The sequence below is a fragment of the Salegentibacter echinorum genome (assembly GCF_900129445.1).
GTDB classification, from domain to species: Bacteria; Bacteroidota; Bacteroidia; order Flavobacteriales; family Flavobacteriaceae; genus Salegentibacter; species Salegentibacter echinorum.
Window position 1 is genome coordinate 374676 of sequence record NZ_FQVT01000003.1, and the last position, 25974, is coordinate 400649.

General features: G+C 36.7%; 21 protein-coding genes, 1 tRNA gene and 1 pseudogene. 8 read left to right on the plus strand and 15 right to left on the minus strand.

The features are described 5' to 3' along the window. Positions 1-16: 16 nt before the first annotated feature. Together BUA71_RS07575 and BUA71_RS07580 are read left to right on the plus strand one after the other, a co-directional pair. Complete coding sequence (locus BUA71_RS07575; protein WP_175545943.1) at positions 17-571, plus strand: restriction endonuclease; 555 nt, start codon at positions 17-19, stop codon at positions 569-571. Between the two features lie 24 nt (positions 572-595). Further along, positions 596-1255 (plus strand): hypothetical protein, encoded by a 660-nt coding sequence (locus tag BUA71_RS07580; protein WP_072878308.1) that lies wholly within the window; start codon positions 596-598, stop codon positions 1253-1255. A gap of 448 nt (positions 1256-1703) precedes the next feature. On the opposite strand, the gene BUA71_RS07585 is transcribed toward BUA71_RS07580, so the two are convergent. The 9 genes and pseudogenes from BUA71_RS07585 to BUA71_RS07620 form a co-directional block, all read right to left on the minus strand. After that, positions 1704-2162 (minus strand): DUF6730 family protein, encoded by a 459-nt coding sequence (locus BUA71_RS07585; protein ID WP_072878310.1) that lies wholly within the window; start codon positions 2160-2162, stop codon positions 1704-1706. A gap of 11 nt (positions 2163-2173) precedes the next feature. Beyond that, entirely contained in the window at positions 2174-3046 is an 873-nt protein-coding gene (locus BUA71_RS07590) for a relaxase/mobilization nuclease domain-containing protein (RefSeq protein ID WP_072878312.1), read from the minus strand. Further along, positions 3043-3339 (minus strand): mobilization protein MbpA, encoded by a 297-nt coding sequence (gene mbpA, locus BUA71_RS07595; RefSeq protein ID WP_072878432.1) that lies wholly within the window; start codon positions 3337-3339, stop codon positions 3043-3045. Before mbpA ends, BUA71_RS07590 begins: the two co-directional genes overlap by 4 nt. Before the next feature lie 126 nt (positions 3340-3465). Next, on the minus strand, positions 3466-4335 hold the full coding sequence (locus BUA71_RS07600; protein WP_072878314.1) for a toprim domain-containing protein: 870 nt from the start codon (positions 4333-4335) through the stop codon (positions 3466-3468). Positions 4336-4532: 197 nt separating this feature from the next. After that, a pseudogene (locus BUA71_RS07605) lies at positions 4533-5714 on the minus strand (VapE domain-containing protein). Continuing rightward, positions 5701-5853: a hypothetical protein gene (locus tag BUA71_RS17610; RefSeq protein WP_175545944.1), complete on the minus strand. Its 153-nt coding sequence runs from the start codon at positions 5851-5853 to the stop codon at positions 5701-5703. Before BUA71_RS17610 ends, BUA71_RS07605 begins: the two are co-directional and overlap by 14 nt. 35 nt (positions 5854-5888) lie before the next feature. Then, entirely contained in the window at positions 5889-6179 is a 291-nt protein-coding gene (locus BUA71_RS07610; RefSeq protein ID WP_072878316.1) for a helix-turn-helix transcriptional regulator, read from the minus strand. Between the two features lie 783 nt (positions 6180-6962). Continuing rightward, positions 6963-7039: transfer RNA gene (locus BUA71_RS07615), tRNA-Pro, on the minus strand. A 354-nt stretch (positions 7040-7393) separates the two neighbouring features. After that, positions 7394-8659, minus strand: coding sequence for a carboxypeptidase-like regulatory domain-containing protein (locus BUA71_RS07620; protein ID WP_072878318.1), 1266 nt, complete (start codon positions 8657-8659; stop codon positions 7394-7396). 172 nt (positions 8660-8831) lie between these two features. Here BUA71_RS07620 and BUA71_RS07625 point away from each other — a divergent pair, with 172 nt between their 5' ends. Beyond that, positions 8832-9719 carry a cation diffusion facilitator family transporter gene (locus tag BUA71_RS07625; RefSeq protein ID WP_072878320.1) on the plus strand — a complete coding sequence of 296 codons (888 nt, stop codon included), beginning with the start codon at positions 8832-8834 and terminating at the stop codon, positions 9717-9719. 239 nt (positions 9720-9958) lie between these two features. On the opposite strand, the gene BUA71_RS07630 is transcribed toward BUA71_RS07625, so the two are convergent. Continuing rightward, the gene (locus tag BUA71_RS07630; RefSeq protein WP_072878322.1) at positions 9959-12985 is read right to left on the minus strand and encodes an AAA family ATPase; all 3027 of its coding nucleotides are present in this window, start codon (positions 12983-12985) and stop codon (positions 9959-9961) included. Then, positions 12985-14202 (minus strand): exonuclease SbcCD subunit D C-terminal domain-containing protein, encoded by a 1218-nt coding sequence (locus BUA71_RS07635; RefSeq protein ID WP_072878324.1) that lies wholly within the window; start codon positions 14200-14202, stop codon positions 12985-12987. Before BUA71_RS07635 ends, BUA71_RS07630 begins: the two co-directional genes overlap by 1 nt. A 278-nt stretch (positions 14203-14480) precedes the next feature. On the opposite strand from BUA71_RS07635, the gene trhA reads away from it, so the two are divergent. The 3 genes from trhA to BUA71_RS07650 all read left to right on the plus strand — a co-directional run bounded on the left by trhA (position 14481) and on the right by BUA71_RS07650 (position 16956). Further along, positions 14481-15122 carry a PAQR family membrane homeostasis protein TrhA gene (trhA, locus tag BUA71_RS07640; protein ID WP_245812552.1) on the plus strand — a complete coding sequence of 214 codons (642 nt, stop codon included), beginning with the start codon at positions 14481-14483 and terminating at the stop codon, positions 15120-15122. 168 nt (positions 15123-15290) lie between these two features. Then, complete coding sequence (locus BUA71_RS07645) at positions 15291-15923, plus strand: Crp/Fnr family transcriptional regulator (protein WP_072878326.1); 633 nt, start codon at positions 15291-15293, stop codon at positions 15921-15923. Between the two features lie 235 nt (positions 15924-16158). Then, positions 16159-16956, plus strand: a complete 798-nt coding sequence (locus tag BUA71_RS07650) for a sulfite exporter TauE/SafE family protein (RefSeq protein WP_072878328.1) — start codon at positions 16159-16161, stop codon at positions 16954-16956. Positions 16957-17029: 73 nt separating this feature from the next. Here BUA71_RS07650 and BUA71_RS07655 read toward each other — a convergent pair whose 3' ends face one another. Next, complete coding sequence (locus BUA71_RS07655) at positions 17030-17737, minus strand: ZIP family metal transporter (protein WP_072878330.1); 708 nt, start codon at positions 17735-17737, stop codon at positions 17030-17032. A gap of 264 nt (positions 17738-18001) precedes the next feature. Next, the gene (locus BUA71_RS07660; RefSeq protein WP_072878332.1) at positions 18002-19909 is read right to left on the minus strand and encodes a S9 family peptidase; all 1908 of its coding nucleotides are present in this window, start codon (positions 19907-19909) and stop codon (positions 18002-18004) included. Positions 19910-20564: 655 nt separating this feature from the next. Between BUA71_RS07660 and BUA71_RS07665 the strand changes: the two genes are divergently transcribed. Continuing rightward, on the plus strand, positions 20565-21728 hold the full coding sequence (locus tag BUA71_RS07665; protein ID WP_072878334.1) for an IS4 family transposase: 1164 nt from the start codon (positions 20565-20567) through the stop codon (positions 21726-21728). 296 nt (positions 21729-22024) lie between these two features. Next, a complete protein-coding gene (locus BUA71_RS07670) occupies positions 22025-22951 on the plus strand; it encodes a mechanosensitive ion channel family protein (RefSeq protein WP_245812553.1) in 927 nt (308 codons plus the stop codon). Between the two features lie 32 nt (positions 22952-22983). Here the strand turns inward: BUA71_RS07670 and BUA71_RS07675 are convergent, their stop codons facing one another. Next, positions 22984-23769, minus strand: coding sequence for a hypothetical protein (locus BUA71_RS07675; protein ID WP_072878336.1), 786 nt, complete (start codon positions 23767-23769; stop codon positions 22984-22986). Between the two features lie 138 nt (positions 23770-23907). Next, the gene (locus tag BUA71_RS07680) at positions 23908-25941 is read right to left on the minus strand and encodes a S9 family peptidase (RefSeq protein WP_072878338.1); all 2034 of its coding nucleotides are present in this window, start codon (positions 25939-25941) and stop codon (positions 23908-23910) included. Between the last annotated feature and the right edge of the window lie 33 nt (positions 25942-25974).

Genomic DNA, 25974 nt, shown 5'->3' on the forward strand with positions numbered 1-25974 from the left:
TTTTAAGCATAGGGTTATGGTTATAACAAGAAAAAAAACCTTAGCATCCAGTACTTTATTTCCAACCGAACAAAGTGAAGTTAAACCAGATGAAATATTTCAGGATATTTTCCAGTCGGGTAACAAAAAGAATCCAATCAAACCTCTTTCCATTTATGATGTAGATAATTTAAACCCACGATTGTTTGAAGCTTTTGTAGCCGCGCTTTATGCCAAACAAGGATATCAAGTTTATTTAACACCTTTTGCTAATGATAAAGGTGTGGACATTGTAGCATTAAATTCGCAAAACAATTATTTGATCCAGGCAAAACAAAGTCAGTCTACAGTAAGTAATGATGCCATCCAGGAAGTATTTACCTCTAAAAATTATTATAGCTCTCATTTCAGTGAAGACTTTCAAATGACTGTTCTTACCAATAATAAGTTTGGTGGGTCAGCCAAGACTTTGGCTACATCTACTAATGTTGAACTTTTAGATAAAGACAACTTACACTCCTTGTTAAATGAATTTCCAGTTTCAATTAAAGAAGTTCATCAGCACGAGGCCCAGAGACTGAAAAGAATTTAATCGTTTTATACTAAAAAATGAGTAATGGTAAATAAATCAAAAAAACACGGTAATGTTGCTTTTAAAGTAACTTATACAGATTCTAATTGGAGTGGTGTCTGCTCTCCCAAAATGGCCGCGCATAATTTTAAATATAGAACCTGGTGTAGTGTGCAATCTGATTTTGATGTTAATTGCCAACATCCAGTTTACAAAATGCCCGGTAATCTGAACAAAGAAATGTATCCGTGTACAGATTGTATCGCCCAAAAGGAATTAATGTTTTATCCCGGCCATTATCATTCGAACGATCGTGATAATGAACCTATTTCTTACCTATATATTCAAGAAGGTAAAATGGCTTTATTCACCTCAAAAGAACCTAACTCAGATGAAAGCGAGAGATTTATTTTTGCCGTTGGACAGATTACGAAAATTGAAAACGTACAGGATGTTAATGGTTCCTACGATCGTTTTCATTGCGATAAAGAAACCGCTATTATATTTAAAAGAAATCGCCTGAAATTCTGGAACTACTATACTAATGAGAACGCACCGTCTCGTGCTGCTTGGAACTCACTTTTGTTTAGATATTTAGACGATGATATAGTTGGAGAGGTTCTGAAAGATGTGGCATACACCAATAGATTTCCTGGTAATTATCGCAAGAAAGCAGAATTCTTGCTTAAGGAGTGTCTTTTTTAATTTTCCTAATTTAAAGGCAGTCTTATGTCATTAGTAATACATAACAACTGCAATAATAAAATGCAAACCTTCACTTGATAGGAATTGTATTGAATAATTAAAAGATGATTCATCAAAATCTTCTATTTTATTAAATTTCCTAATTAGAGCCCCCATATCTACCATAACCTGCGCAGGATCCTATGCTGTTTTTATAGTGTACGGGAAGTTAAGCGTAAAGTAAAAACAGCATAGGGCGCAACCTATTTAATTTTATAAAACCAGTAAATTTCTGCCTGTTTTCAGGGTCTTTCAAGCCATTTACTGGTAATCTCCTCGCTTTGCAACACTGATTCTAAAAAATTGCTGTAATTTTTTACTAAATTTTGGCGCAAATTTCGACGGTTTTTCTGGGGGTTTCAGGGCATTTGACGCAAATTTACTAATTTTTGCTACAGGCCATTTGTCATTACAAATCGGGGTATCCACCCTGTATCCACTCGCAGTATGCCTCCTGGATTTCCGGATATGCTGCAAAATAATCTTCATAATGCTTATTCTGAGATTCCATAATCGTTTGATAAACTTCAAAGTTTTCTTCTACATTTTCTTTCGAGGTGTACCCGAAATACCCCACTGAAAACAAGGCAAAAATTCCTGAGATTCCGAAAAGAATCAGCAGGTAATTGGGTATGACCCTGGCGCGCTTTAATTTCCGATCTATCTCCTTTAGTATTTCATCTGTTTTTTCCTTTTCTGCTTCCTGTTTTTGCAAAAATGTGTTCAGGTTCTTTTCCACAGCTTCCGTGCTTATTGGGATGCTCATCTTTACCAATTGTCCTGAAAGCTTTTGAAGCTCCAGCACTGCCGTTTTGAAATCCTTCATTTCATCGGCCATCAGTTCCATAATTTCATCTAGTTTTTTCATCACTTATAATTTTAATATCCCATACCTATACCGGTATCTCTTACTGTTTTTACTATTCCTTTTAAAATCTCTTTAGCTATTTTGGTTGACAGATTGCTGCTTAGTTGCACTGTCTTATCCAATACCTGAAAGGTTTTAGGTACTTCTTTTAACCTTGTATAATTCCTGTTTTGGGCGATCTGGGGAATTAACCTATTCCCGCTCATCGACCGGTCCACTTCACTTGCTTTAAGGTTCACTCCTTTGTATTCCACCCGAAAGCCCTGAAGCTGGTTAGCTTTATTAATGGTGGGCATAACTTCTACTTTAAGAGCTTTCATTTTACTGATATATTCATCCAGCGATCTTGGTCTTGTTTGAAGTACCCGATCATGTATATTTTTAATTTCTTGTCGCAAGTGCTTTAATTCGTGAAGTTTTTCCTTTTGAACTTCCCGAACCCTGGTAAGCCCTAATTCTTTGGCGACGTTATCGGCAGCTATCTGGCTTCGTTTTCCGATAAAGCTGTCGTTATAAGCTTTTCCATCAAAGCCAATCCTGTTGGTATAGATATGAACGTGGGTATGCGCTTTATCTCTATGAACAAAACCAATAGATTGATGGTCTTGCAGCTTCATCTCCTTTATAAACCTTTTCGCCAGGTCTTCTAGCTCTTTTTTGCTTAGATCCTTTCCGTCTTCAATTGTTGGGCTTACAATAAAGCTTAAGGTGTTATTGATGCAGCGTTCATTTTGCGACTGGATAATCCTAAACTCTTCGGTTATCTCCGCAGGAGTATCCCCGGCTAAGTGTTCTCTTAGCACAACTTCAGCATCTTTTTCCTGGTTCCAGCCATAGGATATGGAAACCCTGGTGCCTGAAACGCTATGTCCTTTCCCTATCATTTTTTAAAGTTCTTTAAGTGCGTCCTGATTTCTCTGGCAAGATCTTTCACTTCTCTGGCGAGCTTCGGATCCCGGTTTCTAAACATATTTCCAATACGGGTAAAGTTGTTCTTGTACTGGACCAGCATCTTATAAGTCTCTAATTGTTCCGGGGTAATCCGTTCTACGATATTTTTATCAAATGCCGTAGCTCTTATATATTCTGAAAGGGAAATTCCTGCCCTGGCCGCTCTTCTTTGGAGTAGCTTTTTCTCGTAGATCGAGCATCGAATCTGGATGTATTCCCTTTTCATTTTTTTTCTTTTTAAAACCTTTGCAACCATCGGGCGCAAAGCAAGATTGTCATTACAATGACACATCTTGCTTTTCCCTTTCAACTGAAATTCTCCGATAGGCATTTACCAGTTACCCACGCATAATTATTTTAAAGTCAAGAATTTTTCAGCTTTCAATTGTTCATTTAGATCTATATAGCCAGAGTAGGAATTACTACAATCTGTAATATTCTCAAACTGGTTTAAAAGCGAACCGGCTGCTTTTTTACCTGCCGGGTCATTGTCCAGATAAATCAGAACCTTCTCATATTTAGGGATGAGTATTTTTATCCTTTCCAAAAAAGCCAGGGAGTTTAAAATGATGCAGTCTGAATTTTCCACCAGGTCTTCATCAATTGTAGTCAGGGAAAGAAAATCAAACATCCCTTCTGTGATGATTAACTGTTTAGATCCTCTTTCAAAAAATGAAAAGGTTTTAGGCCTACTGGAAGTTTTGAAGTATTTGTTTCTAAGTTCCCAGCCTCTTTTATAATTTTCAAGGCCAAGTGCAAAAAAGCGTTTTCCTTTACAGCGATACCAAACCTGTCTGCAGTATTTTCTACCAATCTCATAAGGTATACTCCGTGAGTGCAGATAATCAATTAATGCTTTCAGATGAATAATTTGAACGTCCAGGATACTAATTTCTGGTTCCTTAGTAAGATGTTCGATTTTCGGCGGGCTAAAAGAAATAGAGCTCATATCGTTCTTTAAAAATTCCAGGGTTTCCCTTACAGACCAGGATTTCATGAGCATAATGAGATCTATAGTATTCCCTCCTGTTCCCAATCCGAAGTCAAACCATAAGTTTTTAATTAAAGAGACGCTAAAAGAGGCTTGGGTTTCTGACCGAAGGGGACTCAGAAACCAAGCTTCTTTTTCCGTTGTCCTGGTGGGAAAGTGCCCTAATTTTGCCAGCGTTTTTACGATGCAAATATTTCGGGCACTTTTACACGATAAGTTATTTAAGTCCATTTTTTAATTTTTAAGTTACCTATTTACCCAGGCCAGTAAAACCAAGGGTTTCAATGCATTTTTTTGTTGTTTTTCGTATCTACCTTAATTACCCTGAGGTAGATTGGGTAAATAATTTTAGATGGCTATTTACCTCCATTCGTTCCTCTGTTGACGGCTTGTTCCAGACCCAAGGGTAGTTAGGTAAATAGTTTATATTAAATTTCTAAAGGAGAGGTCTTAAACCTTTGCTTGATCAGGTAGCCATATACCCCGCTCTGGCGTTGTTTTACTCTTTCATAATTCAGAGCTTTTAAAGCTCTTCCCATATAATACATATTCAGTCTCGGATTGATACAACTGAGCTGTAACACTACATCTGATGCCGTTTTAAAGTCAGCAGGATCTGAACTCTTGCGATAGTATTTACAGAGTAGTTCTTCTTCCATACTGGCTTCCCGGTAAGTCTTGTTCCTTTCTTCATTTGCAATGATATCCTCCAGGGTCAGTTCCGGGTTAAATTGTTCATCCACATAGGCCAGGTAATAAGCCTGAGCCCATACCTTGTCTATATTTACTTCCCTCGAGTAAGCAAAATCAATTTTACCATTTAGCTCAAAACATAACCAACGCACAGAGCCTGTTTCATCATTAAGAAAGGTTGCCCTGTTGGTAGATCCTATAAAACTGCAGGTCCTTCGCAGGTTGGAGTTTTTACGATCATAAGGCAGCCTTTCATTAATCATCGTTTTAGAAAATTAAGCTTTAAGCGCATTTATTTCTTTTCTGGCCAGCACAGATAATTCATCTAAATTGATGATGAAATTCCTGGTAAGTTGAATCCTGGCATCTTTATCGGTGGTCATATCTTCAGCAAAATACCTTGCTAAAGCCGGTGGACAGAGAAACCTGCACCAGGTTGATTTTCCAGAATTTTGTTCTGAATGCACTAAAACCAAACATTGCTTATTGAAGTAATGTTCATCCAATGCACCTTTAACTGTTCTTACCAGCCATTTCCTAAAATGATAAAGAAATTGTTCAGGTTCTTTTGCGGGAAGATAGGAAGCGAGTGTTCTTATATGATCTCCACCAACCCATTTTGGAAGCTTATCAAAGTATTCCGCAATCGGGTTAAATCTGGGAATTAGATTAGACCTCAAATAGATGTCCAGTTTGCCCGGATTGATCTCAATGTTTGATTTTGCTAATTCTATAAGTAAAGAATTCACTTCAAAGTCTTCCCAGATCTTTGATTCCTTAATACATATCTGAAACTCGTGGGATATTTCATTAAACCTTATATCATATTTATTAGACACATACTCATCCACGGCATCGTAGATCGTTTTTTTCTTCTGCTCAACAACCTGATAAAGTTTGGATTCAAATTTCTCCATAACCCAAAGCTTTAAAACCTTTTATTTCTAAAGGTATAGTATGGAGCATCGAAACTTCTTTAGTACTCCCGGAAATAGGGGGCAGCTGAACTATTTTATGGTAGCAGGTGCCTACATGGATATTGGTTAGCCTTTTCATCTTAAACTTTTTATAGAGTGAGTAATAGGAAAAACCTATTTCCGGTTTTTCATCAGGTTTTTATTGAACTGCTCTTCAAGAAAGGCATCAGACAGATCCGGTTCCCCCAGAAGCCAGGCATCAATCTTGTCTTTATCAAAAAACTTTTGACGAATGTTCGGATTATTGCCGGTAGGAATCAGTTTTAGATGTGTAAGCTTATAGATCTTACTTTTAGAGAGCCCTGTATATTGCGCCAGGTCTTCCACGTTCATTACCTTTTTGTTGGTTCCCAGGAGGCCTTTAATATCCATTAAAAGATCCTCAATTTTTTTGCTTTCTTCCATTTTGAATAAATACTGATTTAGAAAACAAAATAATTGAGAAAAAGAAATCAAATCTTATTAGAGGGTGTATTTAACTAAAAATCAATTAAAATATTGAGATATATTCTGTAAATAATTAAAAACACTGATGAATCATTAAAACCACTTTTATTAAAAGGTTCTGAGGCTGGGATATAAGTGAAAGTATTATTAAGGCCAGTTTCGAATGTTTGCTCAATGTAAAATATTGCAGCCTAAACCTGTACTAAAATACTTCGGATCAATTAGATAACTATCTTAGAATAACCGAAGTCAAAATAAAGTTAAAGCTTAGAAAGATTACGATAAAGCAGCTATATGGAAGTTAATTAGATGAGTAGAAAAACTTAATTTTTTATCCTCAATGAAATTATTTATTCCAGATTTTAACCTAGCCAAAGCTCTTGCAGATTTTAAAATAAAATTCTCCATAGCTTTCAGTTATCTCGAATACAAAATATAACCAAAAGATAAATAATCAGCTATTCTAGGATGGTTCAAATCAATTTTAAGTGGAATTTTTTATTTCAATAACGGCGTATAGGGGAGTAGTCAAATTTTAGAAATAGTAATCACGAACCACTATATGCAATAACTTTTTTTTTGAAGAATTTTGGAATTATTCTCTCGTACGTTCTACTTCTCGGATACAGCTTCCAAAAGATTATATGTGATTGGATCAAAAGAAGGCTTAAAATTGTTGTACGTATGTTGTACGGGTAAAAAAATAAAAGGCTTCCGATCTCTCGGAAGCCCCGTCTTTCTTGGTCGGGATGACAGGATTTGAACCTGCGACCCCACGCCCCCCAGGCGTATACGCTACCAGACTGCGCCACATCCCGATTCTATTTTAATTATGTACTCATTCTCAAGTACTCCTGGCAATTTAATTTCGAGATACTCAACTGCTGCAGTTTACACAGAGCGAGCAATTGAATTATCAGGATGCAAATTAACGCGCTTCTTTGTTATTTTCAAAAGGAATAGACAAGTATTTTATTGTCCATTTTTCTAGTTTGAGTAAACTACTGATTTTAAGGTGATTTAATCCAAAGAGTTTTTTAGGAACCGATTACAGTTTTAAGTAATACCATTGCTTGTGACTTTATCAAGATATTTAATTAAATAAGTTTTAGCCTAACCTAAGAATAAAAATATAATCAATGTGATTTTTTTACTTAACACAAAGTTGAATCTTACTGTAAATTCTTTTGAATCTTATCTATGGCGTTTTGTATAGATTTATCGGGTTCAATGATATTATTGCTTCCCCAAAATTTCGAGTCTGTAAAGCCCGAAACATCATCGACCATTACCGTGCGTTTATCAAGAAAGTGATTATCTTTTTTAATACGTTCTTCAAAGGCGCCCTGCCAATTGGTTACAGCCATTTCAGAGTTCACCTGATAACGCGAGTTGAATAATTTACGTTTCCAGTTTACAACAAAAAGTAACCTTGCATTGGAATATCCAAAATACCATTTCCCATCTTGCTGGTGGTAATCGATATCATATTCTACCTCGATAGGATAAACACGGGTTCCTCCTGGTTTTTTGTTTACAAACATATCGGTAGCAGCCTTTCGGTTATCAACATTTAAATGTATTCTGGCCCGCACCAGGCTTTGGGTTTTTGCATCGATGTATAGTTTACCAAAAAACCAGGGCATGTTTTTATTTTGATCTTCAAAATTAACCACATATAAATAACGGTCGTCAATTTGGGTGGGGTCATCAAAAGAAAACTCATAATGATCTAAATCATTGTCATAAAACAGGTAATCTGTATATTTTATTACATCAATGAACAAGGTGTTAAAAGGTCCACCTCGCAATTTTAGGGCCAGGGTATCCAGGCGATCATAGTCGGCAGTTTTTCTGGCTTTTACCAATTCGATATCCTCTTCACCATAAGCAGTATAAGGTTTTTTATAAATTTTCACTACGGCTTCACTTAAAGAGACATTGCGCCGGCCTTTGCTAATCGCTTCTCTGTAAAAAGCCGTCATTCTGGTTGGTTTGTCAATATAATTATCTCCTTTTTTTCTAAGCATTTTACCAACCAGGCGTCTGGCATCTTTGGCCTCATATATCTCTACGCTGGCCAACTCTTCAACAATTGGTTCTAATGTGATGAGGGTATTTTCAGCTTTAAAATAACTTAGCGGTAAATTTTTACTTAAATATCCCAAATAAGAAATTTTTACTGTGGCGGGGGCGGTATTTTCAGGAACTTTCAATAAAAACTTTCCGTCATTGTTGGTAATTGTAGAAATATTGGTACCATTAATGGATAAATGAGCGGAAGCAATTAAATCGCCATTATCAAAATTAACCACCTTTCCTTTAAACTCCTTATAATCTTGAGGAATTTGCTGGAAAAAATACTCAGAATTAGCAGCGGAATATGAATATGGAGTGAGTGCGCAGACAAAAATTAATAGAAGATATAGAGTTTTCATAGCTTTTGTTTTTATATCTTAAGATAATCAAAAATAACTTCAACTAATTAGTTATTTAATAGATATTTTTGATAAAAAATAATATTATGATGTTTTTCCTGAATTTTAACTGAAGTAAAATTTGATTAATTTAGTCTTCTTAAGAAATAGGAGGTTTCAAATAACTTGTAATATGGGGCATCATCACGATCATTCAGGATCTGGTAAAAATCTAAAATTGGCTTTTTTCCTGAATTTAGCTTTTACTATTTTAGAGTTTATAGGTGGGGTTTATGTTAATAGTATTGCAATTATTTCTGATGCCGTACACGATCTTGGGGATAGTCTTTCCCTGGGAACCTCCTGGTATCTCGATACTAAATCTAAACAGGAGAGTGATGATAAATTTACTTTTGGTTATCGTCGTTTTTCACTTCTGGGAGCACTTATTAATAGTATTGTGCTTATTGCCGGATCTATTTATGTGATCTATGAAGCAGTGGGCAGACTTATGGAACCTCAATCTTCTGATGCCGATGGAATGATCGTTTTTGCTATTTTTGGTGTGCTTGTAAATGGTTATGCAGCCTGGAAATTAAGCGGAGGGAAAACGCTAAACGAGAAAGTGGTTTCCTGGCATCTTATGGAAGATGTTTTGGGTTGGGTGGCAGTGTTAATTGTCGCCATTATCCTGCAATTTAAAGATATTCAATATCTCGATCCCGCATTATCTTTGCTAATTACGCTCTATATTCTTTATAATGTAATAAAAAGGCTTAAAGATACCCTCTTTATTTTTTTGCAGGGAATCCCGGAAGATATCGATTTGAAAGAAATAAAATCAAAACTTTTAAATACCAAGGGAGTGGCCTCGCTACATCATATACATATCTGGTCGCAAGAAGGGGAGCATCACGTGTTTACTGCTCATGTGAAATTGAATAATATTGAGAGTTTCGACCAATATTTTAAGGTTAAATCTAACGTATTGGAAAAACTTGAAACTTATAAATTTGAACATTTCACAGTACAGTTTGAATTAGATTCTGAAACCTGTAAACTGGAGGAACAAGTCAAGTAGTAGGAAGTTTGATTAGGCAGTCGCGGTATTCAGAGGGAAGTATGCAGTCACAGTATTGAGTAGAAAAATCGTTAAATCATTCAACTTTATAAACTCCGAACCACAAATAAAAGATTGCCGTGCTCCTTCGTCGCTCGCAATGACGCCGACAAACCACAAACCACAAACCTTCAAACAACCTTTCGGGTCAACCTGATTGACAACTGAGAATCCACAACCTCATAACCTGAAACCGTGAATTAACCGAGCACAGATACACTGCTATAACCCTGTCCGTTTCGGGTGAGCTGAATTTGAATGCCTATACGCTCTTTTAAAGAACTTACGTGGCTAATTATACCAATAGTTTTCCCAGATTCTGCCTGTAATTTCTCTAAAGTATCTAAGGTTTGGTCTAAAGTTTCGGGGTCTAAAGTTCCAAAACCTTCGTCGATGAATAAACTATTTATTGAAACATTGCGGGAGGCTAAATCAGACAGGGCCAGGGCTAAAGACAGGCTTAGCAGGAATGTCTCCCCGCCAGATAACGTTTTAACCGATCTTCGTTGTCCGCCCATATCCTCATCTATGGCTACCAGGCCGTCGTCCTCGCCGCTTATGGCTTTATCGAGTTTGTAACGCTCGCTCAAATCTTTTAACCGAATATTTGCTAGATAAATTAACTGTGAAAGCGTGAGGTCTTGTGCAAAATCATTGAACTTTTTCCCTTGTCGGTCACCAATTAAAGTATTTAAAAGTCGCCAGCGTTTGCTTTGCTTTTCCTTTTCTCCAATTTTTGTTTCCAAAGCTTTAAGCCGTTCCAAATTTTCTTCGTTGTTGGTTAATTTTCGCTTCAAAGATTCACAATCTTCGGCCAGCTGCTTTTCCTGCGTTTTTTTGTCTTCCTGCTCCAATTTCAGCGCTTCAAAAGACTTCTCAACTTCCCGTTGCTTCAATTCCTGTAATTGCTTTTGCAGGGTAGTAATTCCGGTTTCTGCAATACTTTTTTCTTTAAGTAATTGCTCCTTTTTCTCTTTTAAAGTCAGGAATTCCCGAGCCGGAAGTAATGCTTCGCAAGCCGATTTTACACTTTCAAAGTTCTCTTTTTTAATCTGAGGAAGCAGTTCTTGTTCCAACTCATCAAATTTTGAGGTTTCTTGGTTCAGTTTTTCCTGCTGCGTTTTTATGTTTTTTTCCAGGTTGTCTTTTTCGTTACTCAACGAATTCCAGGCATCCAAAAATCTCCCGGTATCTTCAGCAATATTATTGCCAGAATAGTTGTTTTCTAATTGCTCTCGTAGCTTTTTCCCTTTTGCTAAAATTGTTTTTAATTCTTCTAAAATTGGTAGCCCATTTTTAATGGCTTCTAATTTTTGCTGGGCGATTTCGAAGCTTTCCAATGCTTCCAGTTGCTCTTTTAATTGAACAATCTTTGCCTGCCAATCTGTTGTGTTTTCAACTTTTAGATCGGGATATTTTATTTTAAAATCGGTTTCACTTTTTATGCGTTCCCTGTTAATTTCCTCAATTTCTTCACTAAACTTTCTCAAACTTTCTTTCGCGTACTTCAACTTAGCTTCCAAAGTGCTTAGTGTCTTATGTACCGATTCAATTTCTGAAATTTTAGCTGAAATTTTTTCTGAAAGATCATCCTGAAACTCCGGAAGCTGCTCGGCATAAGGATGTTCTTGCGAACCGCAAAGCGGGCAGGTTTCTCCAGATTTTAAGGTTTTTCGAAGCTCCTCCAAACTCGCAGTTTTAACCTGATTTTCCCGTTCTAATTCGAGGATTTTTAAATCTTTCTTTAAGGAAATTACGTGCTTTTCCTGCTCTTGTATTTTTTCGGGTAAGGTATTTAATTCATTTTGATGCGTTGAGGTTTCCTTTTCCAGCTTAGTCAGTTGCTTTTGTTGTTCCCGTTTTTTATCTGAAAATTGAGCCGCATCCCGACTCTCTTCCAGGCTTGTGTTTAAATTTTCTTTGGCTGAAGCCGGGTTCGTTAAATCGATAGTTGCTAATTCAGGTTTTAAATCCTCAATTATCTTCTTGTTTTTAGATTTTAAAGCCTCAATATCCTCTGCTGCAGTCTGCGGGTCACTTTCCTTTACGTTTAACTTTAAATCTTTTGTTTCGGTTTTAAATAGCTGAAATTTGCTTTTGTACTCACTTCCCAAACTTGTTTTTTCTTCCTGAAGCTTTCTTATTTCTTCAGAAAAATCCTGAAGTTTTGATTTTAAATTTTCCGCAGTGACTTCAGCATGAATAAAAGTACCAACCTTTTTTATAAAATTATCGTTGCCGTTTTTATTATCAGCTAATTTGCCGGAGGTTTGCTGGATTTCCGTTTTTAGATCTTTTAGTTCTTTCTCCAGTCGTTCACAGGTTTTTAGATCTTCGGCAATGGGCTGTAATTTTTCGTGCTGTTTTAATCGGGTGCCGTGTTCATCTTCAAAGCTTTTTAATTTTGAACTTAAAGCCGATTCTTCTTCTTTTAATTTAAATATTTCCTTTTCCTGCTTTCTAATGCTTTCCTTTAGATCGAGCTGTTTTTCAAGAAGTTTAAGATCTTTCTGGTGTTTTTCTAAATCGGAAAACTTTGTCTTAAATTCTGCTGAAAATGCTTCTTTATCTTCTTCTGATAATAAGTATGATTCCAGCAATTTTTTTTCCTGTTGCTGGTTTTCAATTTCGGCAGTTTCTAATTTAAAACGTTCAAAAGCCATTATTCCTAACTGTCTGTAGATTCCTGTGCCGGTAATTTTTTCCAATAACTCCCCGCGCTCTTCCTTTTTAGCCGATAGGAACTTGGCAAAATCACCCTGTGCCAATAACACCGATTTGATAAATTGGTCGTAGTTCAAACCAATTAAAGCTTCGTTTTTTCCGGGAACTTCAGATTTTTTTAGATCTAACAAGGAATTGTCCTGAAGATTGGCAATCTCCATATTGTAGTCGTTCAGATTGCCATTTCTGTTAACCTCAATGCTCCAGGAGGAGGTAAATCTCCCGGCACCAGTCTCATAGGTCACCCGAGCGTAAGCCTCTTTTTGATTTCGGGTGAGAATAGCACCTTTTTCTCTAATCTCCTTTCTGCTAATCTTTCCCAACCTTGGTACCTGATTAAAAAGTGCCAGGGAAATAACGTCTAAAATACTGCTTTTACCGCTGCCTGTTGGACCGGTGATGGCAAATAGCGTATTGCCCGAAAATGGGTGGGCTTCAAAATCGATGTGATTCTCCCCTTTTAGGGAATTGATATTTTTAAAAGCTATGCTTAAAATTTTCATTACTTGGAGTTTACCTGGTGTACTGCTTCCAGAATTTCATTAAACGCACTGGTTAGTTCTTTTTTAGTGTTTTCGTCTTTTTCCTGTTCGCTAATCAAGCGCTCAAAAACATCTAAAGGCTGTAGGTCTTCCAGTTGCTCATCGTTATTGTAGAGTTCCCCGCTGCCGCTTATTTTATTTTCAAAACTGGCGCGGTGCTTTACTATTTCATAACCATCTACATCAAAATTAGTGACCAGTTCGCTCAATTCATAAATTTTATTGGTGTCATAATCTTCCTCTTTTAATTCAATTTCAATTAAAGATGGAAGTCCGGAGCGGGTTTCTAAGCTTGCTAATTTCAGCTTTAAACTATCCAGGTCACCGCTAATTTTCAACAATTGTCTAAACTCGGGGATTTCAATGTTTTCGGGTTGCCAGCCAATTTCGGTATTCAGTAGTAATACCCGGTTTCTATTGCTGCGTTCACTAAACGAAAGTGGGATAGGGGAGCCGCTGTAATAAGTGGGCATTGCCGCATTTACTTTTTGTGGTTTGTGGATGTGCCCAAGGGCAACATAACTAAAATAGTCTCCAAACTGCAGCGCATTAAACGCCGCCTGATTCCCAATTTGAATATCACGCTCACTTTCTGAGGTTTCTGCCCCGGCAGCAAAGAGATGTCCCATGGCTACAGCCGGAATCTCCGGATAATTATCCTTGCAATATTGCGCGGCTTCTTTAAAAGTCTGTTGTATGCCCTGTCTTAAAGCTTCCAGTCTATCGGCATAAGAGTTTGCCTGGCTCGCAGTTCTTAAATCTGCATCCCGCAAGTAGGGGAGGGCAGCCACCACCACTTCAACTTCATTCCTGGTATTGGTAACAGGGATGATATATTCTGAAGTATTACTGGGTAAACCGCCAATGATATGAATATCCAGTTCGCGTAGTATTTCTTTAGGCGCATTGAGCATGGCGGGAGAATCGTGATTGCCACCGGTAATTATGAGCTTGCAATCCAGCCGCTTCAACTTCATTAAAGTTTGATAATATTGCTGCCGGGCTTCTGAAGAAGGATTGGCAAGGTCAAAAACATCTCCAGAGATTAGAAGAACATCAATGTTATGCTGTACAAGCAACTCACACAACCAATCTATAAACAAATTAAAGTCTGGCTGCAAGCTGTGTTTATGTAGTTTCTTGCCAATATGCCAATCGGCAGTATGTAAAATCTTCATAGTATTTAATTTACACGATAATCGAGAATGAAATTCAGAACTTTCTAAGCCAGAAAATGTCTTTTTGCTTAAACAAAAATAAAATTTCCACGGTTATAAAAGGATAAGATTAATGCTTTATTGAGGTAAAAGGAGATTTATAAAAACTGAAGCTCTCAGGTTATATTCTCTCATACTGAAGCTTCGAATTTAATAAAATTTGTTGATTTAAAACATGGGAAATCAACTAGAATCTTTCTAATTTTATACTATAACTTATGCTGGCAGTTATGGAAAAAATGCCCTTTCACAAATATGAGCCTTTAGAAGAAAAATTGAACGTGTTTTCACACGGGTTTGGCTTTGTTTTGAGTATTTTGGGATTGGTTTTACTTATTTTAAGAGCAGATGAACTTGGTGAGACCGTTCATTTAGTAAGCTTTAGTATTTTTGGAGCAAGTATGATCCTGCTTTATGCCGCTTCTACTTTATACCATAGCGCCACCACCAAAAATTGGCGAAATAGACTAAACATTTTAGATCATGCTTCTATTTATGTGCTAATTGCGGGTACTTATACGCCGTTTGCCCTTGTGACGCTGCAAGGTTGGGTGGGGTGGACTATATTTGGTGTGGTTTGGGGAATTGCTTTAACGGGAATTATTCTAAAATTTTTTTATGCCGGGCGTTATCAGACTATTTCGACCGTTATGTATGTGGTAATGGGCTGGATTATCGTTTTTGCCATTAAGCCTTTGTATGAAAATCTAAGTACAGAAGGTTTATGGTTACTCATAGGTGGTGGAATTTCCTATACTATTGGTGCTGTTCTTTTTAGTCTGGATAAAATACGTTTTAATCACGCCATATTTCACGTATTTGTTTTGTTTGGGAGTTTTTGCCATTATCTTTCTATTTATTTTTATGTGCTTCCGGAATAGGAATTCTAAAATTGAATACTATTTTTAATATCTTGCCCATTCAGAAGTAATTATTGGAATACTAAAACTTAGCGAAAGCTGTTGAGTTTGTCTCTAAAAGTTAACCTGTACCAAATAACTTAATTTGCATCATTTTCTAAGAAAAGATCATTCTAAAAGCCACTCTTAATGGAAGCTGAATTAAAAAATGCCTATCATTTTATTTTTGAAGAAGAACTTATTGATGAAATAACCAGGATAGGTGTATTGAAAAAGGTTCCCAGTGGCGAAAAAATCATAGAAATAGGGGATTATGTAAAAATGATGCCTCTTTTGGTAGAAGGAGCTATTAAAATTCTTAGGGAAGATAAAGACGGGGATGAGTTGCTCTTGTATTTTTTGGAACGCGGTGATACCTGCGCGATGACGCTTTCTTGTTGTCTTGGTGAAACCAAAAGCGAAATTAGGGCAGTGACCGAGAAAGAAACCAAACTAATTATGGTTCCTATTGAAAAAATGGAAGAATGGACTGCCAAATATAAAACCTGGCGCCACTTTGTTTTTGAAAGTTATCACACAAGATTATCGGAAATGCTGGAAACCATAGATACCATTGCTTTTATGAATATGGATGAGCGACTTATGAGGTATCTGCAAGATAAAGCAAAAATAAATCAACAGGAAATTATTAAAGTCACTCACCAGCAAATCGCTTATGATTTGCATACTTCTCGCGTGGTAATCTCCAGGCTGCTCAAAAAACTGGAAGGTGAAGGCAAAATAAAACTTCAACGTAATAGTATAGAAGTGCTAGAGCTCTAATTCCAAACATATTGGTTTTTTTGAAATGTAACACTTGTTACTGCAAATAAGCTAAGGTCGTAGTATTTTTGCGAGGAATTAATTAACCCGCACTTACGTTTTTACTGAGAAGTGTTTTATAAGCGGGTTAATCCCGGTTTAAGGAAACTCATTTTTGGATGACAAAAATGTTAGTTGAATTTAGTCGCATTAGTTTATACAGTAATTTTTATAAAAAATCCTGATTAAAGTGTTTATGGGTATTTTTGAAATTTTAGGTTATATAGGAGCCTTAATGATAGGCGTAGTTTTAGGCTTAATTGGCGGTGGTGGCTCCATTTTAACCGTTCCAGTACTCGTATATTTAATGGCTTTAAACCCGGTGACAGCAACGGCTTATTCGCTATTTGTGGTAGGTGTTTCTTCCCTGGTAGGGGCGATTAAAAATATGCAAAAGAAATTAGTGGACTTTAGAACTGCGATAGTTTTTGCCATTCCCGCATTTATTGCAGTTTACGCAACACGAAAGTACTTAGTCCCGGCTATTCCAGAATCCCTTTTTACCATTAATGGATTGGAAATTACCAAAAATATTGGGATTATGTTGTTTTTTGCACTTATCATGATCCTGGCCTCGGTTTCTATGATTCGAAAAAATGGAGCAGGTTCTTCTGAAAATAATGAGGTACACTATAATTATCCATTAATTATCCTGGAAGGAATTGTGGTTGGTGTACTTACTGGAATCGTAGGAGCAGGCGGAGGATTTTTAATTATTCCCGCCCTGGTTTTACTGGCTAAATTACCAATGAAAAAAGCAGTGGCAACTTCTCTTCTAATTATTGCAATAAAATCGCTAATCGGTTTTATAGGAGATATTCAAAACCAGGATATTGATTGGACGTTTTTAAGCATTTTCACAGCGCTTTCTATAGTGGGAATGTTCATAGGAATTTATTTGAACCGTTTTATTAACGGCGAGAAACTCAAAAAAGGTTTTGGTTGGTTTGTTCTCTTAATGGGCGTTTATATTATTTGGTCGGAATTGGCTTAAATTAAAATTCACGATCTATTTTAGAAGTAAAACTTTTATTATTCCAATAACGACTTGAGGGAATTTGTGAATGTTAAATAAGTTTTTCGCCAATGATGCCTACGAGAAAACCAAGACTTGCTCCCAGGGAAGTGAGGTAATTGTTTTCTAATTTACTCTCTGGAATAATATCCTGGATTAGAAGATATAGAATTCCGCCGCTGGCAAAAGTCATTAAATGCGCGGTGATATTGGGATAATCACTTAAAAAGTAATGTCCTATTAGCGCACCAATTATTCCGAAGAAACTTAAAAAGAAGAATATAAGAAGGGTTTTTCCCGTTGTAAAACCGCTTTGTACCAAATCCCGAAAAGAATTAAAAGCTTCCGGCAAATTCTGTAAACCAATGAAAATTGCCAGTAAAGTAGCCATACTTGGTTCAATGGCAAAAACAGCTCCCAGGGCAATAGATTCAGGAACAAAATCCATCATCATCGCAAGTAAGGTGGCGGTTTGTCCGCCAGACTTTGATAATTTTACATCAATAAGCATAAAAAGCAGTGCGCCTACCGCAAAGGAAATTGCCATTGGTAATACGTCTAATTCTTCCATGCCCTTGGGAATTAAAACCAGCGCAAGCGCCGAAAGTATAATTCCCGCGCCAAAAGACATTAGTGTATGAATAGTTTCATATTTAACGGGACTATCTTTAACGTGATGATTAAAGAGGTTGGCCAGCACGCCACCCAAAAAAACGGTTGCTCCGGCAAATCCTGCAAATAATATGAGCTTTGTTAGCATAAAACTTCCCTTGTTTTAAGCTAAAGTAAAAATTTATACGCTGGATATGGCTTAATATTAAGACTAATTTTGTGGAAGAAAAGCTGGTTGTAAAAATTAACTCAAGAAATTAGCGATCAATGGAACTGCAAAGTTCTGTTGATCTCATAAATTAGAAATCAAACCGGTACAGAGTTAGTGAAATCTTTCCATATAAAAACCCTTCAGAATTTTAGATCTGAAGGGTTTTGTATGAATTTGGTCCGCTTTTCAGTTAAGCTAAGATTAAAGCGTATCCTTAAGCCATTTAAAGAATTCATTTTGCCAAACTAAAGCGTTTTGGGGTTGCAATACCCAGTGATTCTCCTCTGGGAAATATAGTAATTTGCTTTTTATTCCCTGTAGCTGTGCAGCCTGGTAGGCGCTTAATCCTTGCTCAATTGGAACGCGGTAATCTTTCCCACCCTGAATGATCAATATAGGAGTATCCCAGTTAGCTACTTTTGTAATTGGGTTAAACTCGTGATAAGATTTTTGAGCTTTTTTGTTATCCTTATCCCAATATGGACCTCCCATATCGTGATTTACAAAGAAAAGTTCTTCGGTGGTGCCATACATGCTTCGGGTATCGAAAACACCATCGTGAGCAATAAAAGATTTGAATCTATTATTGTGTATTCCGGCTAAATAAAAAACCGAATAGCCTCCAAAACTGGCACCAACGGCACCCAGTCGATCTTTATCCACATAAGGTTCTTTCGTAACTTCGTCTATTGCACTTAGGTAATCGTCCATCACCTGGCCACCCCAATCTTCGCTAATTGCTTCGTTCCAAGCTACACCGTGGCCGGGCATTCCCCGCCTGTTTGGTGCAACAACAATATATCCCTGGGAAGCCATTAACTGAAAGTTCCATCTATAGGAATAAAATTGCGATAGTGGAGCCTGTGGTCCACCCTGTGCATAGAGTAGGGTAGGGTATTTTTTAGAAGCATCAAAATTAGGTGGTAAAATGACCCAAACCAACATTTTTTTTCCATCGGTTGTTGTTACATAACGCTTTTCAACTTTTGGTAAATCAATACTTTCATAGAGCTCAAGATTTATCCTTGTAAGTTGTTTAAAGGTTTGATCCTGAATATTAAAGCTAAAAAGTTCGGCGGCGTGGTTCATATCGGTGCGGGTTACCAATAATTTGTTATTGGTTTGCGCTACAATGCCGGTAACATCAAACTGTCCTTTAGAAAGCTGTTCTACCACGGGGGCAATTCGTTTCTTGCCGGGATAATTAACTTTAAACAATTGAATGGTTCCATCTACAGGAGCCGTAAAGTAAATCTCCTGTCCATTTTTTGCCCAAAGAAAACTGCTTACAGTGCCATCCCATCTTTCAGTTAAATTTTGCTTTACATCATTTTCTAAAACTACAATATCATTTTTATCACTTTCGTAACCATCGGTTTTCATTTGTAGCCATGCCAATGCTCCTTTAGATGAAAAAGCGGGATTGGTATCATATCCCTTATTATCCTTAGTGATGTTTTCTGTGATCTTAGATTCTAAATTGAACTTGTAGATATCGGTATTGGTGCTGGTTGCATATTCTTTACCTTTAAGTTTTTTGCTTACGTAGTAAATATTCTTACTATTTGGAGACCAGATGTAATCTTCGTCACCACCAAAAGGTTTTTGCGGGGTATGATAAGGTTGTTTCGGCATAATATCTATTCCTGTATCATCTGCTGCGCCTGTTTTTTTATAGAATAGGTGATTGTAACTTCCATCCTGCCAGGTGTCCCAGTGCCGAATATCTAAATCTGAAAAAATATAAACATCAGATTTTTCCAGATTCTTATAAACATCCTTACCTTTTATATCTTCTATATGTACCTGGTCGTGAAATAATTTAAACTCCCCATTTGGCGAAACATTTTTATCAACCGCCTGTAAATTCTCTTTAGAAATTTCGGTAATATCTCCACCTTTCACCGGCATTTTGTAGTATTTGGTATCGTAGTCGTTTTCTTCAATATTTGGTTTTTTAACCTTATAAAAGATAGTAGAACCATCTTCGTTAAGTCCTACCACATTTAAGCGCCCAACCTGCCAAAGCATTTCCGGGGTCATTGTTTGCTGCGCTGTTAACAAACTACTGCTCAACATTAAGCTCATAATTAAAAGTAACTTTTTCATATTTAATTGTTTTTATAACTAATTTTTCTTTTGAATATCTATTCCTCCTGTTCATAACCTGTTTTACCAAAATTCTGGTAAGATTTAAAAAAGAATTTACCTGATTTTTACAGTTAGTAAATTTATGATTTTACTTCTGTATAAACACAAGAGGGAAGGCTTATATTGCTTTGAAAAGTGAAAGAGCTTATAATTATTGTAGTTTTCTAACATCCAAATCGGGATATTTCAAATTGAAGTTTTAGATAAAATAGGAATTTGGCTTAATGGATGCAGATTTGCACTGAAAAAATTGCCACAAATTCACGAATATTTATTATTTCTGATTTCTGATTTTGGAGACAAGCGGGTTTTCTAGGCCACTAAGACAGGAAGTCACAAAGGTGCAGCAGGATTTTCTTGGAACTTTATGTCTTTGTGGCTATTTTTATTTTAAATGTTAATTGCTGAAGATGAGATTTATTCTATAATCGAGGTTTAAATGCTCATAGCCTTGCTCAGAGACAGTTCATTTCTTCAACTTTTATTTTCATTGCTGTCCCATTAAAGTTTAAAATAGTTCTTTGAGATGTTTGAAATGTAGTTAGTTACAGAGGTTTTATAAGCGAACGGACTTGAAAGACATAGTTTTGTATCAGATGTATCTGAAATTCATATGTTCCAAGATAAATACGTTTTCGCTCAGTTGATCTCGTTTCTTAATCGGAGTAAATTCAATCGTATTGTCGTCAAATATGAAGGAGACAAATATGTAAAGCATTTTAGCTGTTGGAATCAACTGCTTGCTTTGATGTTCGGCCAGCTTTCTAATCGTGAAAGTTTAAGAGGTTTGATTGTCGCTCTGGACGCTCATTACTCCAAAACTTACCATCTAGGGATGGGTGAAAATGTCTCAAAATCATCTTTGGCAAGAGCCAATCAGGATAGGGACTATCATATCTTTGAAGAGTATGCTTACTACTTGATAAATCAAGCAAGAGAGAAGCGTACCACCAATATTTTTAATCTCGGTGGTAACGTCTACGCTTTCGATTCAACGAAAATTGACTTATGCCTTTCCGTATTTTGGTGGGCAAAGTTCCGCAAGAAAAAAGGCGGTATCAAAGTGCATACATTGTACGATATAGAAACACAGATTCCGACATTTTTTCATATTACAGAAGCTTCTGTGCACGATTCAAAGGCTATGAAAGAGATCCCTTATGAGCCAGACTCTTTCTATATATTTGACCGAGCTTACAATAGCTTTAAGATGTTGTACAAGATTCATCAGATAGGAGCCTACTTCGTTGTCAGGGCAAAGAAGAACCTTCAATATAAAACCATCAAATGGAAACGCAGGTTACCCAAGAATGTACTTTCTGATGTGACAATTGATTTAATAGGCTTTTATCCGAAAAAGTACTATCCAAGATCGCTTCGCATGGTTAGATACTGGGATGAGGAACAAAAACGTGAATTTGTCTTCTTGACAAATGCCACCCACATCTCAGCGCTGCAGGTTGCAGAACTTTATAAGAACCGTTGGCAGGTGGAACTGTTCTTCAAATGGCTGAAGCAGCATCTTAAAATCAAGAAGTTCTGGGGTACTACCGAGAATGCCGTTCGAATCCAGATATATGCCGCTCTATGCACCTACTGCCTGGTGGCAAGCGTACAACACGAAATGAAACTGGATAGAAGCACATATGAAGTACTCCAAATATTGAGTATATCCTTGACAGATAAAACGAATCTTCGAGAACTCTTTAGCAAAACTAAATTTCAAAATGACAAAGAACGAACTAGGCTTAATGGGCCAAATTTATTTGATTTTTAAAACGTCCCAATTTTAATGGGACACTAGTGTTTTATTTTCATTTATAAAATCAAAAATTCACTATACCCCGTATTTGGTGCGAATCGAAAATCTTACTACATTGTTATGTGAAGATTGAGGTCTAAACGAATATAATGGCAGGAATAGGAGCAAAATATAGGTTGATCTAATAGATGAGAAAACGATTTGCTGTAAACCCTGGGAAAGTGATAAATTATTTTTGAAAAGGTTTTCATTAGGAATTAATCAGGATAAATAAGTAAATCTTATTTTAGTCTATTATTTTAGAACACGGTATGATAGAAAAACAGAATAACAAACGCTGGATCATCATTTACAGCATAGTAGCAGTGATTCTTATTGCCCTTCACTATTTACTAAACTTAGATATTTTTGATCCCTGGAAGGAATATCTTCCCGTTGCCCAAAAATTAATTCTAAGCTTATTTTTAATTACTATAATTTTTCTGACAAGTAAAATTGCCGGCAAGATTGTGAGTTCTCAAAGCCATTCTGAAGGAGATATGTATAATTTGTTACGAATTATTCGTTTTCTCGCTATAGCTTTCAGTTTAATTGTGGCAGCATCTTTTTTATTTCAGAATTTATATGCTGCAGCGGTTAGTTTTGGTTTAATCTCCCTGGTTTTGGGTTTTGCTTTGCAGGCGCCAATTGCTTCTTTTATCGCCTGGATTTATTTGGTTTTTCGCCGATTGTACCTCGTGGGCGATAGGATTCAAATAAAAGAATTTAAAGGTGATGTAATTGAGATTAGTTATTTGGACACTTTAGTTTTGGAGTGTAGTGGTGAGTACCTGGGTAATGACCGCAGGAGTGGGCGTATTATTAGATTTCCAAATAGTTTAATTTTAAAAGAACAAATTACAAATTATACCGGGCCGCAGGTTCCTTTTATCTGGAATGAAACACCAATACAAATAGCCTATACCAGCGATTTAAAATTTGTAGAAAACTGCCTGCTAGAAGCGGCGCAAATGGATTTTAATGATCAATATCCTAAATTTGCTGCCCAAAAAAGAAAACAATGGGATCCTGCAGTTTATTTTAGAATTAATAAATATGCCTGGATGGAAGCAGTAGTTTCTTATGCAGTGGAACCAAAAGATACCACCGGCCGCCGAAACCGTATTCTAAAATATGCCCTACCTAAATTAAATAGTGCTCCAGATAAAGTACAATTTCCAGAAGGAACACGACGGTAATAGAATTTAGTGATTTTTAATCTTGCTCTTATTTACTCTAATAGCTCATAACTATAAATACGCTGATTGTCCCAGGTGATAATACTCAAAGAATTCCCTTCGCTTTTGCTTAAATTCTCTTGAGTGAAAGTTTTAAGGTAATCCACAGTTTTATTTAAAGCGTCTTCATTTTCATATAGATAGTAGGTTGAAGCTGTATTGATCCAGTTACCAGATGAACTATCAGGATATGGAATACGGCCATTTTTTGGAAAATTATAGGGAGTTAAAGCTTCAATTTCTTTCAATTTTGTTAGAAAATCTTCGCATAAATAAGTTTGTTCTAAATTAGTGCCACAAATCACCGCAAAGGAATTTTCAGGATATCTTAGGGTAATTGGGTTTACTAATTTTGTAAATTCCTGTTCTTGAGAAACGATTTCAATCTTTTTGGAATTGATGTTCACGCGATATTTATCTATTTGGTCACCGCGAACGATATTAAGCTGTTGTGTTTTTTCTGGTAATTCCAGGTAACCGGTCGCTGGCCCTATTGCTGTCAAGCAAATATCTGATTTATTTATCCCACTTATATGTATTGTTAATTTCCCATTCTTAAAATTTTGAGTAAAATTGATAGTGAAATTTGCACAGGGGAAAGGTTTTTCAGTTTTTAAAATCAGGTTTAGGTGTGGCCGGCCTTTTTTATTGTCTTTATAAACTTCTTTAGCATAGAATTCAATAGCTGTAGTGAGTGTTTTATCATTTAAAACTGTATCGTCTTCTGTATCACAGGATGCGAAAGTGAGAACACAAAGAAGGAATAGTAATTGTTTCATATTTATAAGATGTGTCTAATATCAAAAGGTTGCTTATTATTTCAGAAAAAACGACCGTATATTTTTAATATAATTCAAAAACCCCCGTAAAGCTATAATCTCTAAGGGGGTTTTCTCTAATAATTGTTATTCAAAAAATCATTTATATTTCTCAAACCAGGCCAGGATGTGCGCTACTTTTGCAATTAAATTACTGGGGCGGGCAGCGATGGAGTGTGAAGCTTCGGGTATTTCTACCAGAACACTTTCAATTTTTCGTAGTTTTAAAGCATGGTATAGCTGTTTTGCTTCGCTGGGCGGGGTACGCAAATCGTCCATTCCCACCATAACCATAGTTGGGGTTTCAATATTTTCTACCAGGGATAAGGGCGAAAATCCCCAATAACCCTCTACATTCTCCCAGGGTTGGCCGGTTATTCTGGAATTAGCATAATTAAAATAATTATCTGCCACCAGAGTTTTACTTATCCAGTTTACCACCGGTTTAATAACCGCTGCTGCTTTAAACCTATTGTTTTTTCCAATCATCCAGGCTGTCATGGTGCCTCCCGCACTACCGCCGGTAACATAAAGTTCATTGGCATCTACTTCGCCTCTTTCAATAAGTTTATCTATGCCATCCATCACGTCATTATAATCTTCCCCGGGATAATTATTAAACAGGAGGTTCCCAAACTCTTGGCCATAGCTGGTGCTTCCGCGTGGATTAGGGAAGAAAACGATATAATCATTGGCTGCAAAAAGCTGAATTTCTGCTGAAAAATGAGGACCATAGTTTAAAATTGGTCCGCCGTGATTTTCTACCAACAGAGGATATTTCTTGTTTTTATCATAATTTGGAGGATAGGCAATAAATCCCTGAATATCTCTACCATCTACAGAACTCTTGTACCATATTTCCTCTACCTTAGCTAAATTACGATACCCTAAAAGTTCTTCATTAAGCGCTGTTAAAACTGTAGATTTCTTGCTGCGTTTATCAATAACAGCCACATCGGCAGGACGATCGGGTCTTGAAAAAGTATAGGCAATTTCATCTTTATCTGAAAGGCTAAAACTACCGCTGCTATAAGGTCTGCCTAAGCTAGTGCCGCCAACATCATCGGTGATTTCGGTGAGATTACCTTTAAGATCAATATATCCAATTTTGGTAAGACCAAGATCTTTATATTTAAAATAGAGTCCCTTGCTTTTACGGTCCCAGGCAATATCTGAAATGCTTCGATCCAAATCCTTAGAAATAAGCTTTTTATTATCACCATTATCATCCATAACCTGAAGTTGCTGCAATTGATAGGTTTGCACTTTGTCCTCAAAACCTAAATAAGCAATATGTTTACCGTTTGGAGAAACAACCGGAGATTCATCTGGACCTTTACGGTTGGTGAGTTGCGCGATCTCTCCTGATTTAATTGCTACGGAATAAATTTCACTGTTTCTAAAGTCATATTCCCAGTCTTTATTTCGGTTTGCCGAAAAGTAGATTTTCTCGCCATTAGCTGCCCAGGAAAAATCCCCCTTATGATTGAAATTTCCGTTGGTAAGTTGTCGTGGAGCGCCACCATCTGCAGGGATCACAAAGATATGCGTAAACCCCGGGTCTATATACCCAGAGCCATCTGCTTCATGTTTTAGTCGATCTGTAATACGGGGTTTTTTGGCCCATTCAGCTTTCTTGGGTTTAGATGGAAGATCTACAATTACCGGTGCATCGGCATTAATTTTCATCGTAAAAGCGATAGATTTACCATCTGGCGACCAGCTTAACGAAGATGGACTATTTTCCAACTGGGTAAGTGCGGTGCTAACGCCCGTTTTTACCCAATATATAAAAACCTCATTGCTTTCTTCAGTAGAACTTATAAAAGCGATGCGATCACCAGAGGACGACCAAACCGCCGATTTCTCATTAGCTTCCCGGTTTGTTAATTTATAGTGCTGGTTATTCTTTGTAGAGACCAGCCATAGAGAACTTTTAGATTTATCTTTCATAAGGTCAAATCCCGTACGGCTATAAACTACGGTTTCACCATTTGGAGAAATCTGCGGATTTGCGGCATATTCCAACTGGAACACATCCATGTACTCAAAATTAGATTTAACCTGAGCACTGGATACTGTAGCAATAAATAATAAAATAAGGTAGGAGAGACTTGATAGAAATCGTTGCATATTAAATTTTTTAGTTGAAAATTCTACTCAAAT

Bases quoted from the DNA above. Each gene is read 5' to 3' on its own strand.
- BUA71_RS07575 (WP_175545943.1), top strand. From the start codon at position 17: ATGGTTATAACAAGAAAAAAAACCTTAGCATCCAGTACTTTATTTCCA.
- BUA71_RS07580 (WP_072878308.1), top strand. From the start codon at position 596: ATGGTAAATAAATCAAAAAAACACGGTAATGTTGCTTTTAAAGTAACT.
- BUA71_RS07585 (WP_072878310.1), bottom strand. From the start codon at position 2,162: ATGAAAAAACTAGATGAAATTATGGAACTGATGGCCGATGAAATGAAG.
- BUA71_RS07590 (WP_072878312.1), bottom strand. From the start codon at position 3,046: ATGATAGGGAAAGGACATAGCGTTTCAGGCACCAGGGTTTCCATATCC.
- mbpA (WP_072878432.1), bottom strand. From the start codon at position 3,339: ATGAAAAGGGAATACATCCAGATTCGATGCTCGATCTACGAGAAAAAG.
- BUA71_RS07600 (WP_072878314.1), bottom strand. From the start codon at position 4,335: ATGGACTTAAATAACTTATCGTGTAAAAGTGCCCGAAATATTTGCATC.
- BUA71_RS17610 (WP_175545944.1), bottom strand. From the start codon at position 5,853: ATGAAAAGGCTAACCAATATCCATGTAGGCACCTGCTACCATAAAATA.
- BUA71_RS07610 (WP_072878316.1), bottom strand. From the start codon at position 6,179: ATGGAAGAAAGCAAAAAAATTGAGGATCTTTTAATGGATATTAAAGGC.
- BUA71_RS07620 (WP_072878318.1), bottom strand. From the start codon at position 8,659: ATGAAAACTCTATATCTTCTATTAATTTTTGTCTGCGCACTCACTCCA.
- BUA71_RS07625 (WP_072878320.1), top strand. From the start codon at position 8,832: ATGGGGCATCATCACGATCATTCAGGATCTGGTAAAAATCTAAAATTG.
- BUA71_RS07630 (WP_072878322.1), bottom strand. From the start codon at position 12,985: ATGAAAATTTTAAGCATAGCTTTTAAAAATATCAATTCCCTAAAAGGG.
- BUA71_RS07635 (WP_072878324.1), bottom strand. From the start codon at position 14,202: ATGAAGATTTTACATACTGCCGATTGGCATATTGGCAAGAAACTACAT.
- trhA (WP_245812552.1), top strand. From the start codon at position 14,481: ATGCCCTTTCACAAATATGAGCCTTTAGAAGAAAAATTGAACGTGTTT.
- BUA71_RS07645 (WP_072878326.1), top strand. From the start codon at position 15,291: ATGGAAGCTGAATTAAAAAATGCCTATCATTTTATTTTTGAAGAAGAA.
- BUA71_RS07650 (WP_072878328.1), top strand. From the start codon at position 16,159: ATGGGTATTTTTGAAATTTTAGGTTATATAGGAGCCTTAATGATAGGC.
- BUA71_RS07655 (WP_072878330.1), bottom strand. From the start codon at position 17,737: ATGCTAACAAAGCTCATATTATTTGCAGGATTTGCCGGAGCAACCGTT.
- BUA71_RS07660 (WP_072878332.1), bottom strand. From the start codon at position 19,909: ATGAAAAAGTTACTTTTAATTATGAGCTTAATGTTGAGCAGTAGTTTG.
- BUA71_RS07665 (WP_072878334.1), top strand. From the start codon at position 20,565: ATGTTCCAAGATAAATACGTTTTCGCTCAGTTGATCTCGTTTCTTAAT.
- BUA71_RS07670 (WP_245812553.1), top strand. From the start codon at position 22,025: ATGATAGAAAAACAGAATAACAAACGCTGGATCATCATTTACAGCATA.
- BUA71_RS07675 (WP_072878336.1), bottom strand. From the start codon at position 23,769: ATGAAACAATTACTATTCCTTCTTTGTGTTCTCACTTTCGCATCCTGT.
- BUA71_RS07680 (WP_072878338.1), bottom strand. From the start codon at position 25,941: ATGCAACGATTTCTATCAAGTCTCTCCTACCTTATTTTATTATTTATT.